Here is an 11,440-nt window from a genome sequence, read left to right as displayed (position 1 = left end):
GCTCATGTGTGGCATCGCTGGCCTCATAAACCTTGACGAGGAGCAAGGCATAGATAATATCCTTACCGCTTTGCAGGCAATGGGGGAACGCGGCACCGAGCACGGGGCAGGATTCGCAGCCTATGATCCAGAGCCCAGCGGCCTTGTACGGCTGAGGATATTCATAGACGAGAGTAGAGGAGAGAAGGAGCTCACGGAGGCAGAGAAGAGACTAGGTGCGCTCGTCAGGGGGTCGCCGAGGAGGATTGCCTATCTAGGTCGCGGCTTCTCGGTTTACGAGGCACACTTATACGACTATCCGTCAAGCTCGCTCTTGGGTGGTCTTCGCGTCCTCCAGGCATCAAGGTTTCTCGGGGTCTGGAAGAGTATTGGGTGGCCGCACGAAGTAGTAGGAGTCTATGGAGCCTGGCACGAGAAGAGCATAGCTTGGATAGGGCATACGCGTTACCCAACTAATAGTCCGGGGTTCAGCCCCTGGCTAGCCCATCCCTTTACATACTTGGAGACGGCGATAGTTCATAACGGAGACCTCAGCAGCTATGGGGCTAATAAGAGGCTGGTAGAACTACTAGCTTCTATAAGGAGCTTTACAGGGAATGATAGTGAGGTTATAGCTTACCTAGCCGAGCTATTGTTTAGGGAAGGTTATGAAGCCGAAGACGTGATAGATGCAATGATCTATGGCAAATATGTTAGGTGGGCTAGGCTCGATGGCCCATACGCGGTTATACTCCTCCGTGGTACTGCGAGAGGACCATTATTTGCGGCTTTTGTTGATCGGCACCACTTGCGCCCTCTTTATGTCGCTGTTGAGAACGAGGCCGTGTACGTTGCGAGCGAGGCAGCGGCGATAAAGGCTATGGAGCCTAGTGCTAGGCCTCGACTCCTCCGCGGTGGCGGGAGAATAATAGTGTATCCTGACGGAGAATTAGTAGCTAAGGGCCTGGCTCCCTATAAGATACTAGAGCTTCCGAATCCCCCTAGGGGCGCGATAGACGCCTCGAAGCTGGGACGGATAGAGCTAAACCAACTCCTTGCTAAGAATCTCGCTGAGAAAGGTTACGCCGCGGCCTATAATCTGCTAGGCCACCGCTATGTCGCCAACGGCCTTGGCCCCGGCGTGCTCGAGCTATGGGGCGTAGTGGGCAATGCTAGCCTGAATCTCGTAGAGGGGCTCGAGGTCCACATCTATGGCCAGGCCCAGGAGGACCTGGCTGATTGTGCTGAGAATTCGAAGATAATAGTGTATGGCGATGTAGGAGACTCGGCTGCCCAGGCTATGAGGAGTGGCGAGCTGCACGTGACTGGTAATGCTGGTAACAGGCTAGCAGTACAGCTCAAGGGAGGAATAGTCGTAGTACGGGGTGACGTTGGAGACTACTTGGCGGAGTTCATGGCTGGTGGAAGGGTCGTGGTGCTCGGTAAACCCGGCAAATATATCGCCACCGGAATGGTTGGAGGCAAGATCTACATACGGGGCCATGTACCGCTAGGCTACATAGGTAAAGCGCTTCAACCCCGACAAGTAGAACGCTACATTAAGTCCCTCGCAGCACGGGGCGAAATAAGCCAAGAAACAATGATAAGAGCGCTCCAAGCCAGAAGCATATATGAGCTAAAAAGTATCCTTGGCGAGAGATTCAGGAGACTCGCCAAGCTCTGGGGAGTACTCCATATCGGCTACCCACATGCAGAGTATCGCTACTTGACAAGCGAAGAAGAGGAGGAACTCAAAACAATTCTAGAACAACACGTAGAGGCCACCAAGATCCCGATGGACGTTGAGGAGGCTCTAACGCACCGCTACACAATCATAACCTCGGCAAAGATAAGGGATTAATCAATATAGCCCTTTATTACTAGCCTCCTTATTCTCTTGTATGGTGCAACCTTTGAGTTAACCCACTCCATAAGCTCCTCTTCGTTAACAACCACTCCCTTGCGTAGCCAAACCTCTGCAACAGGTATTTGCCCGACATCGCCTCCGGGCTCCCCGTACACCCTTGCCCGCGCCACAGCCGGGTGCTGCTCAAGGATAACTTCAAGGTCCCGGGGAAAGATAGGATAGCCCTTGTACTTTATCATTCTCTTCTTAACGCCGCGGAAGAACATGAAGCCATCTCTATCCACCTCTATGATGTCGCCGGTTCTGAGCCAGCCTCCAGGCAGGAAGGCTCTCTCATTCTCAGCCTCTACACCGTAGCCTTTCATAACCATGGGGCCGCGGACCAGTAGCTCGCCAATGGCTCCTCCATTCTCCGTGCTGGTGGGGTTGAGAAGCCTTACCTCTATGCCTGGCATTGGCTTGCCAATGCTTCCCAGCGGGTTCTCTCCTGGAAGGGTCGCGGATACAGGAGCTGCTTCAGTCATGCCGTAAAGCTGTAGAAGCTCCACTCCAGTTACCTTGCTCCAAGAATTCTGTAGATCTGTGGGTAGTGGTGCACCAGCGCTCACCGGGTACTTGAGGGCAGGGGTGCCTTTGTAGCCGGAGTCGAGTAAGCTCTTATAGAACATGGGGACAGCGAGAATCATTGAAGGGTTCTCTCGGGTAACGATCTCTACGGCTTCTGTTGTGTTCATCTTACCTGTTCTCCGATAGAGTGTTATGGAGGCTCCCGCATGAAGCGCAGCAAGAGCTGATATTTGTAGGCCGAGTGCATGGCTTATAGGCGCTACAACAAGCACTTTATCGTTTTGCCCCAACCTATAATGGCTTACAACTATCTCGGCTGAGGCAGCTACATTGCTGTGTGTATGTATGACAGGAATTGTTCTCCCAGCTATACCTGCATAGAAGTATATTAGTGCGTTTTCCCAGCTCCTTGGCCTATAGTAGCCCTCCCACTCAGTATCCCCTGCTTCAACGTAAAGCTGTTCTGCGGAGACACATATGATACCTAGCTTCCTAGCTGTATCACAGTGCTTGTCCAGGAAAGCATTAGCGGTTATAAGGAGCCTCGGAGAAACCTGCCTCAACTGCATCTCTAGGTCCATACTATGGCTGAGCGGATCAATAATTGCCGCTGTAGCTCCTAGAAGCCATGTCGCAGTAAGAGAGAGTAGGGATTCGGCACTATTGATGGGAGCAATTGCTACAGCATCGCCTCTTCTAACTCCATGTTTCGCGTCAAGGGTTTTAGCGATACTTGTCGCCCTTCTCCAAGCACGGTCATAATCTAGCTCTACTCCACCTGTATCACGTATAAGCGAACCATCTATGGTCGAATAACACATCATAGCGTCTATGGGTGAGCCTCTATATCCGCACCCCTCAGTACGCATGCCTAACCCTCTAGTACTGCAAGGCCTCTGCTCCCAGAGGGCCTCGGGACGCACCTTTTTCAGAGTTATTGTGCACCGGTTTTCCCCTCTCCCTATGGGTGTTATAGTGAATCCGTCCACTCCTTTATGAAAAAGCTTAAATAGTAGAGCTGTCTCCCCACCATGGCAGGCTCATCGAGCACATCAATAGTAGAATAAACTAGCGCAGAGGTGGGCGAGATGGTGCGTTTTGTTCTTCGCGCAGCATAAGCACGCCGACGAGGAGGTGGTGAGGTTCGATTACCAGCTACTCTGGCGGACAAGAGACGAGTACGGCTCAAGAAATGTTTCCATCCAGTCACCCATACTAAGTGTTGAAGACGTAGAGGTAAGGTTCGGAGGAGTAACAGCACTAAGCAGGGTAAGCTTCAGCGTCAAGCCCGGCGAGATACTCGGCATAGTCGGCCCCAACGGTGCCGGAAAGACAACCCTTCTCAACGTAATCTCGGGCTTCTATCAGCCATCGAAGGGCCGTGTACTCTTCCAAGGCAAAGACATAACACGGCTTCCTCCAAGGAAACGCGTCCAGCTAGGAATCGCTAGAACGTTTCAGCATAGCGAGCTCTTCCACTCTATGACAGTCCTAGAAAACATCATGACAGGGCTCGAGCCCTGGAGAAAATATAGCCTCTTCGACGCCATGTTCTGGACCAGCAGAGCCAAGCACTGGGAGGAATGGGCTAGACAAAAAGCAGAGATCATAATAGACCTACTAGATCTCCACAAGCATCGCAATGCACACGTAGGTTCACTTCCTCCAGGGGTGCAGAAACGAGTAGACCTCGCAAGAGCACTCGTGCAGGACCCCAAGGCAGTATTAATGGATGAACCTATGGCGGGACTCAGCAGGGAAGAGAAGGAGGATGTTGCAAGAGCTATTATAGAGGTTAATGAGACTCGTGGCACAACATTCGTCCTCGTAGAGCATGACCTAGAAGTGGTGATGGACCTCTGTAACCGAGTCATAGTCATGGACTATGGCCGCGTCATAGCCGAGGGCCATCCCCGCGAAGTAGCGCATGATCCTAGAGTAATAGAGGCGTATCTGGGTGGATGATCATGGTGGAGGCCAAGCCCTACGATACAACATTTCCATGGCTTCTAGCAGAGAGGGCTCAAAACGAGCCAGAAAGAACCGCTTTCCGCTGGAAACGCTACGGCATATGGCGGAGATTCAGCTGGAGAGAATACTACCAGCTAGTAAGGTGGACAGCACTAGGACTATACTCATTAGGAGTAGGGAGAGGAGATAAAGCAGCATTCATAACCGGTAATAGACCCTCTTGGCCCATATACGAGGTCGGTGCTCACAGTCTAGGCGTCGTTAGTGTAGGAGTATACAAGGACAGCTTAGCAGACGAGATAGCTTACGTGCTTGCCGAGAGCGACGCGAGAATAGTTCTCGTCGAGGGCCAGGAGCAACTAGACAAAGTGCTCGAAATAATCGATAAAACACGAATAGAAAAGATAGTAGTTGATGAGCCTAAGGGCCTCCACCTCTACAGGGAGAAGCTGGGCGACCTCATAATAACGTTTGGCGACCTATTGAAAACGGGCAAGAGTCTCGACGAGAGCCAGCCACAACTCTACGAAAAAATAGTGAAAGACATATCTCCAGATGATGTTGCCGGTTTCTTCACAACTAGCGGGACTACTGGTAGACCCAAGCTAGCTATGCTAACACATAAAAACCTCTTAGCAATGGCCTACCAGCTAAACAAAATGGATCCAGTGGAGCCATCATGGGAGTACGTTTCCTTCTTGCCGCCAGCGTGGGTAGGAGAACAGATGATGAGCATCGCACTCCACTTCCTAGCAGGATTTCGCGTCAACTTCCCTGAGAGCGAGGAGACGCTCTGGCACGACTTCAGAGAAATAGCCCCGCACTTCCTCTTCGCTCCACCAAGAATATGGGAAAGAATAGCGAGAGACGTGATGGCTGACGCCGAGGACTCCGACCCCTTCAAGAAGCTCGCCTACCGCTTAGCGATACTTATTGGCCAGAAAGCTGCAGAGTCTCGCCTAAAACCAGGAAGAAGAGAGCCGACACCTGGATGGAGATTACTAAGATACATTGCTTACTGGGTTGCGCTGAGAAGCATCCTTGACAAGAAAGGGCTCAAAAGAGTCAAGAGGGCCTATACTGGCGGCGCAATGCTTGGCCCAGACTACTTCAAGTACTTCCATGCCCTTGGGGTAAACCTGAAACAAATCTATGGCCAAACAGAGGTTGCTGGTATAGCAGTTGTACACCCAGACGACGATGTAAGAGCTGATACTGTTGGAAAGCCACTGCCCGAAACAGAGGTAAGGATAGGCGAGGATGGGGAGATACTGATAAGGAGTCCAGCAGTAATGAGAGGCTATTATCGAAATGAAGAAGCCACACGTAAAACCATAGACAGTAATGGATGGCTTCATACTGGCGACATAGGTGAAATTACTCCTGACGGGCACCTCGTGGTACACGATAGGGCTAAGGAGATAATAACGTTAAGCGATGGAACGCGCATAGCTCCGCAGATTGTGCAGAACAAGCTAAAGTTCAGCCCCTACATAGCGGAAGCAGCGATAATAGGTGATAGACGCCCGTATCTCGTAGCAATACTCAATATTGATTATCCGACGGTTTCGCGTTGGGCAGAGAGAAGAAGGATCCCGTTTACCAGTTATAGCGACCTAAGCCAGAAGCCAGAGGTACTAGCCCTCCTACGGAGCGAAGTAGCAAAGGCAAACAAGCAGCTCGAGGAAGAGATGCGGGTTAGGAGGTTCGTTAGTCTCTTCAAGGAGTTTCACCCAGACGATGGAGAAATGACTAGGACGAGGAAGCTCCGCCGAAGAGTAATCGAGCAGCGCTACCGGGGCCTCATAGAGGCAATGTATGCTGGTGAGAAGAACTACGTGTTGGGCATAGAGATAAGGCTAGAGGACGGGAGGAGAGTGCTTGTTGAGAAGCAGGTACAAATAATCGACGTTTAGACAGCCTCATTCTTTTCTCAAGCTGTCTGGGCTGTGCGCGTCCCGATGATAGCTTGGAGTATGCGTTTCAGAAGGTGATGAAGCAATGGATGCAGCAATAATTGGTAGCTTAACGGTAGGCTCGGTAATAATCGGTTTTGTTTACTCAGTGTTAGCCCTAGGCTTCAACCTAGTATATCGTGTAAACAAGTCCCTCAACTTGGCCCATCCCGGCCTAGTCCTCCTTGCCGCCTACGCAGCGCTAATCATATCTGCCCAGGGACTCGGATTGGCGATAGCAATCGCAGCTGCCTCGCTAATAGGCTTCGCGGCTGGCCTAGTACTAGAGCGCGGTGCTGCGAGGCCTCTTCTTGGCAGATCCCCGGTGGCATTGATTGCAGCAACTCTGGGGATCTATTACATTCTGCGGGGAATCACTATCAAGTTTGCAAGCGATTATTGGAGCGGCGGGGCTTACAGCCTTCCGCAAGTAACGCTCGGGTTCGGCCCAGTAATGCTAACTAGTGCAGATGTGGTTGCCCTTACAGCTTCTATGCTACTATTGCTCAGCATCATAGCTATTCATAGGTTTACTAAGCTCGGTGTAGCGATGAGGGCTGTTGCTGAGAACCCATACGGAGCGGCTGGCTATGGGTTGCCTGTGCGGAAACTGACAGCGCTCAGTTGGGGGATAGCTGGCCTAGTTGGAGCGCTTGGCGGAATAGCGCTGGGCGCCGAGGCCGGTGTGAGCCCATACCTAGACTCGTACGTGTTGAAGGCGCTTGCAGCAAGCCTAGTGGCGGGGCTCGATAGTGTTGCAGGAATAGTTGTTGGCGGACTCATACTTGGTTTTGCCGAGCAGTTTGGCTCATATGCGTTTTCATACTATTTGCCGGGATTTGGGGATGTGGTAGCCTATGTGGTCATGCTTGGCGTCTTAGCGTTGAAGCCTTATGGGCTCTTCGGCACGGAGAAAATTGAAAGAATATAGGGGGTAGAATCGCCATGCCAGCAGGGGTCTTCAAGGAAACTTATCTGGCCGATATGGCCCTGCTTCGCTACCCAATACACTGGACATCCCTAGGCATAGGAGCAGTACTCTTACTAGCATTTCCACTAATAGCTGGAAACTACGGCGTAAACACTGCTGTATCGCTAATGATATTCTTCATTGGGGCTATCGGCCTCAACATAGTAACAGGGCTCGCTGGCCAAATATCTCTTGCACATGGCGCGCTCATGGGTGTAGGAGCCTATACAGCAGCATACTTAGCGAACAACGGCGTGAATATTCTCTTGGCAATACCTGTTGCAGCGATAACTGCAGCGATAGTTGGAGCAGTACTAGCACTACCATCATTCAGACTCAAAGGCTACTACCTAGCAATGGCCAGCATAGCTGTCCAGGAAATACTAGAATACATGTTCAAGACATGGATTGACCCTGACCAGGGGATTACTATAAGCACATCTTCCAAGAACATTATGGGGATCTACCTTGGGAACGGAATGCCGCTGTACTATACGGTACTCGGCATAGCTGTACTAGCGGTTATCGTGGCAGCCAATGTAGGGCGAAGTGGTCTAGGCAGGGCTATGAAGGCTGTTAGGGATAACGATGTCTCAGCCCAGGTTGTAGGCATAAATGTTCCCATGACAAAGGCCCTAGCGTTTACCATTGGTAGCCTCTACGCGGGCTTAGCTGGCGCGTTATATGTTCTAGCAAATCCAGGAATAGGTTATGGGGCCTTCGGGCTAGACGCCTCAATCGAGTTCCTAGCAATAGTCCTAGTAGGCGGTGCTGGCCGCATAGTTTGGGGAAGCCTGCTCGGCGCACTGGTTATCCACACTGGCTGGAGCCTATTGGCCAGCGCCTTCTCCGCCGACGCTGCGACGAAGTACATTGTACTAGGAGGCCTCATAGCGGTCTTCGTAATAGCTGAGCCGGAGGGACTCATAGGACTGCTTAGAAGAGTTAAAGAATACTTTAGGCTATGGCCATTTAGATACTAGTTTTCAAGAAATAAATCATCTATTAGGGAAAAGTTTTTATAATTCCGGATAATGTTTAGGTGGGAGGTAGAGGTGGGATAAATGGACTCAAAAACACTACTCATAGGCATAGTAGTTGCAATAATAGTGGTTGGCATAGCAGCGTTTTTTGCCATGGGCGGCCATAAGGGAAAAACGTCCACATCAACGCCACAGACTAGTGCATCACCTCCCCCAGCACAGGGCAGTACAGCCAGCGCGGCACAGCCTCAGACAACAAGCACAATGAGCCCGAGTAAGGCCTCGCAGAAGGAGATAAAGCTGATGATAGGCGTCCTTGTGGATGAGAGCGGGCCTACAAGCGATGTTGGAAAAGATTATGCAAAAGGCGTAGTTGCAGCACTCAAGTACTTTAACAAGAAGGGCGTCTATACAAAGGATGGTGTAAGAGTTAGGATAGAGTATGTGAAGAGAGACTATGCCTATAATCCTTCGAAGGCAATAGAATTCTACAAGGAGTTCCGTGACCGCTACGGAGTCGTAGCAATAATAGGCTGGGGCACTGCTGATACAGAGAAGCTAGCCGACCAGGTAGCACAGGACAAGATACTCTATATATCTGCGAGCTATTCCGCTAAGCTGGTCACAAAGCCTTACAACTTCTTCCCAGCACCAGACTATAGCACACAAGCATGCGCAGCAGTAAATTGGGTGAAAGAGCAGTGCGGAAAGACTCTTGCACTGCTCTACGACCATAAAGTGGCGTATAGCAAGAGCCCGATACCAGCAATAAAGGCCTATGCAGGCCACCTAGGCCTAACAATAGTTGCTGACGTGGACCTCCCGCTAAAAGCTACCGCAGTAGACGCGGATCGCGCGGCAACACAGCTTCTATCAAAGAAGCCCGACTATGCTTGGTGCGGAAACACGATACACAGTTGCGCCCTAGCCGCTGCAGCAATGGCGAAACATGGTCTCAGCACAGTAATGGTTGCTAATGTCTGGGGATTCGATGAGCGCTTCCCCGAGATGGCTGGCAAAGAAGTGGCTGGGAAAGTGGCCGGTGTTTCGCCATGGAAGTGGCCAGAGTATGCGAAGGACAAGCCAGGCTATAAGGAACTATATGAGGCTGCTCAAGAGGCTGGTTTGAAGCCAGAGGAAGTAAACCTCCGCTTCATGCAAGGCTTCATAAATGTATGGCTACTTGTTAAGGCTATAGAGAGGACTACTAGTGCCGACCTGGTACAAAAGAAGGGAGAGGCGCTCAAAGAAGCCCTTGAGAGTAGTTGTAGTAGTGATCCGATAAAGCTGGGTGATATAACTCCCCCGATGAGGTTCTGCCCGGGCAAGCACCTAGCATTTACAAGCGTATACATAGTGATGTATAGCGAGGATGGCAAGTTCCACTTCATAGGCCCGGTGAGCCCGCAGGGATTTGACTGCGTCGCGGCTACGCAGGGATAGGCATTACCCTAGCTCTTGTTTTACTCTCCTACACCCATGTACTAGGTGAGGGCTATGGCGATACTCGATGTAAATAATATAGAGGTAATATATCACCCATTCATACTGGTATTGAAAGGAGTTAGTATTAGCGTCGAAAATGGAACCATAACCACGATAATAGGGCCGAACGGTGCCGGGAAAACCACTCTCCTCCGCGCCATCTCCGGAGTACTGGGAATGTATAGAGGCCGTGTCACAAAGGGCTCCATAGTTTTTAATGATGAGAGAATAGAGAACCGCGAGCCCGACGAGGTATCAAGGAAAGGCATAGTGTATGTTGCTGAGGGGCGCCAGGTCTTCAAGGAGCTCACAGTAGAGGAGAACATAGAGGCCGCACTATACGCATGGCGCGGCGGCGACCCTGAGCTCGTCTACAAGTACTTCCCGAGACTCCGATATCATAGGCATAAGAAGGTCGGATACCTTAGCGGCGGCGAACAACAGATGCTTGCAATAGGTCTAGCTCTGCTCGCAAAGCCAAAGCTACTGCTCCTCGATGAGCCAAGCCTAGGCCTTGCGCCAAAAATAGTCCACGAAGTATATGAGTCCATAAAGCAGCTACACGAAGAAGAAAAACTCACAGTACTCCTCGCAGAGCAGAACGCTAAGAAGGCACTAGAGATAGCTGACTACGGATACGTACTAGAGAACGGCAAAATAGTACTCGAGGGCCCAGCCGAGAAGCTCAGAGAAGACAAGGACGTAAAGGAATTCTATCTAGGCCTACGAGCAGAAGCCAGCTATCGTCGAGCAAAGTGGTATCGCAGGAAAAAGCGATGGATCTAACAACCTCTCCTCACTATGAGATCCTATCCTCCAAGACTTCTTCGAGCCTCCTCTCCTCAACAACGCTGGCAGGAATAATGCTTGGCCTATTACCGGACAAATACACCTTGGTAAACCTCCTTGCAACAAGGAGTAAGAGAAGCTCAATACTCTCCGGAGGATCATGCAAGGAGTCAAAGACTACTATGTCTGCAGAAGTCGCCTCGTAAATAGCCTCTAGCAATCTCCTCTCCTTAGGCCTCTCACCAATCCTTACATAATCGTGCTCAAAGTCGCGGGAACCACACATGGGGCAAGTATCGCCCTCCGTTATCCACCAGCGATGCCCACACCTCCTACACCGAAGCCTCGTCCTAGAACCATACAAGTCGAGAACACGGTCTCCAAACACGTAGGCAAGAACCCCATCATCTCCCAGGTAGATAAGCCTGTTTTCCCTCCCAGCGCTAAACAACTTCTTAAGCAGCACGAACAGCTCGTTGTCCTTTAAAGCCCCAACACATTTTGCGAAGACGTCTCTGCCCATATGGCTAAAATCACAACCCAGCCTCTCCTGCAACGATACCTCAGTCATCACTATTACAATCTTCCTCGTATCGCCTTCTACAACCATTTCCGAAACACCATATGTTCTTGACTCAATGCGCAGCCCAAGCATATGGAGGGAGTATAGGAGGGGTTCAGCACGGAGCACGGGCTCAGCACTACCAGCCCCTAAGCCCCAATCGCCCTCAACATCCCCAGCTTATTCTAGCCCGGCACCTTACACTTAAAACCTTGAAATCATGCAACAGCGTTCATTCCTATCGTCTTTAGTCGTGACAATGCATTGAGAGCATAGACCTATATATGATGTTCTTTCTACTCTTATCCGGAA

Annotated in this window: 9 protein-coding genes; 7 read left to right on the top strand and 2 right to left on the bottom strand. The window is 50.9% G+C overall.

Going from position 1 to position 11,440, the window contains the following annotated elements:
- Positions 1-4: 4 nt before the first annotated feature.
- Complete coding sequence (locus tag SBG41_RS01435) at positions 5-1,840, top strand: GltB/FmdC/FwdC-like GXGXG domain-containing protein (protein ID WP_317895766.1); 1,836 nt, start codon at positions 5-7, stop codon at positions 1,838-1,840.
- Here SBG41_RS01435 and SBG41_RS01430 read toward each other — a convergent pair.
- Positions 1,837-3,282 carry a class I adenylate-forming enzyme family protein gene (locus SBG41_RS01430; RefSeq protein ID WP_317895765.1) on the bottom strand — a complete coding sequence of 482 codons (1,446 nt, stop codon included), beginning with the start codon at positions 3,280-3,282 and terminating at the stop codon, positions 1,837-1,839. The genes SBG41_RS01435 and SBG41_RS01430 overlap by 4 nt on opposite strands.
- Before the next feature lie 343 nt (positions 3,283-3,625).
- Here SBG41_RS01430 and SBG41_RS01425 point away from each other — a divergent pair, with 343 nt between their 5' ends.
- The 6 genes from SBG41_RS01425 to SBG41_RS01400 all read left to right on the top strand — a co-directional run bounded on the left by SBG41_RS01425 (position 3,626) and on the right by SBG41_RS01400 (position 10,563).
- Complete coding sequence (locus SBG41_RS01425; protein WP_397470773.1) at positions 3,626-4,378, top strand: ABC transporter ATP-binding protein; 753 nt, start codon at positions 3,626-3,628, stop codon at positions 4,376-4,378.
- A gap of 2 nt (positions 4,379-4,380) precedes the next feature.
- A complete protein-coding gene (locus SBG41_RS01420) occupies positions 4,381-6,300 on the top strand; it encodes an AMP-dependent synthetase/ligase (RefSeq protein ID WP_317895763.1) in 1,920 nt (639 codons plus the stop codon).
- A gap of 85 nt (positions 6,301-6,385) precedes the next feature.
- On the top strand, positions 6,386-7,270 hold the full coding sequence (locus tag SBG41_RS01415) for a branched-chain amino acid ABC transporter permease (RefSeq protein WP_317895762.1): 885 nt from the start codon (positions 6,386-6,388) through the stop codon (positions 7,268-7,270).
- A 14-nt stretch (positions 7,271-7,284) separates the two neighbouring features.
- Positions 7,285-8,292 carry a branched-chain amino acid ABC transporter permease gene (locus SBG41_RS01410; RefSeq protein ID WP_317895761.1) on the top strand — a complete coding sequence of 336 codons (1,008 nt, stop codon included), beginning with the start codon at positions 7,285-7,287 and terminating at the stop codon, positions 8,290-8,292.
- A gap of 81 nt (positions 8,293-8,373) precedes the next feature.
- Positions 8,374-9,735, top strand: coding sequence for an ABC transporter substrate-binding protein (locus SBG41_RS01405; protein ID WP_317895760.1), 1,362 nt, complete (start codon positions 8,374-8,376; stop codon positions 9,733-9,735).
- A gap of 54 nt (positions 9,736-9,789) precedes the next feature.
- The gene (locus SBG41_RS01400) at positions 9,790-10,563 is read left to right on the top strand and encodes an ABC transporter ATP-binding protein (RefSeq protein WP_317895759.1); all 774 of its coding nucleotides are present in this window, start codon (positions 9,790-9,792) and stop codon (positions 10,561-10,563) included.
- Between the two features lie 13 nt (positions 10,564-10,576).
- Here the strand turns inward: SBG41_RS01400 and SBG41_RS01395 are convergent, their stop codons facing one another.
- Entirely contained in the window at positions 10,577-11,257 is a 681-nt protein-coding gene (locus SBG41_RS01395) for an SIR2 family protein (RefSeq protein WP_317895758.1), read from the bottom strand.
- Positions 11,258-11,440 lie beyond the last annotated feature (183 nt).

This window comes from Pyrofollis japonicus (assembly GCF_033097485.1).
GTDB classification, from domain to species: domain Archaea; phylum Thermoproteota; class Thermoprotei_A; order Sulfolobales; family Pyrodictiaceae; genus Pyrofollis; species Pyrofollis japonicus.
This window is presented reverse-complemented; position numbering and strand designations above follow the sequence as displayed.

Bases quoted from the DNA above. Each gene is read 5' to 3' on its own strand.
- SBG41_RS01435 (WP_317895766.1), top strand. From the start codon at position 5: ATGTGTGGCATCGCTGGCCTCATAAACCTTGACGAGGAGCAAGGCATA.
- SBG41_RS01430 (WP_317895765.1), bottom strand. From the start codon at position 3,282: ATGCGTACTGAGGGGTGCGGATATAGAGGCTCACCCATAGACGCTATG.
- SBG41_RS01420 (WP_317895763.1), top strand. From the start codon at position 4,381: ATGGTGGAGGCCAAGCCCTACGATACAACATTTCCATGGCTTCTAGCA.
- SBG41_RS01415 (WP_317895762.1), top strand. From the start codon at position 6,386: ATGGATGCAGCAATAATTGGTAGCTTAACGGTAGGCTCGGTAATAATC.
- SBG41_RS01410 (WP_317895761.1), top strand. From the start codon at position 7,285: ATGCCAGCAGGGGTCTTCAAGGAAACTTATCTGGCCGATATGGCCCTG.
- SBG41_RS01405 (WP_317895760.1), top strand. From the start codon at position 8,374: ATGGACTCAAAAACACTACTCATAGGCATAGTAGTTGCAATAATAGTG.
- SBG41_RS01400 (WP_317895759.1), top strand. From the start codon at position 9,790: ATGGCGATACTCGATGTAAATAATATAGAGGTAATATATCACCCATTC.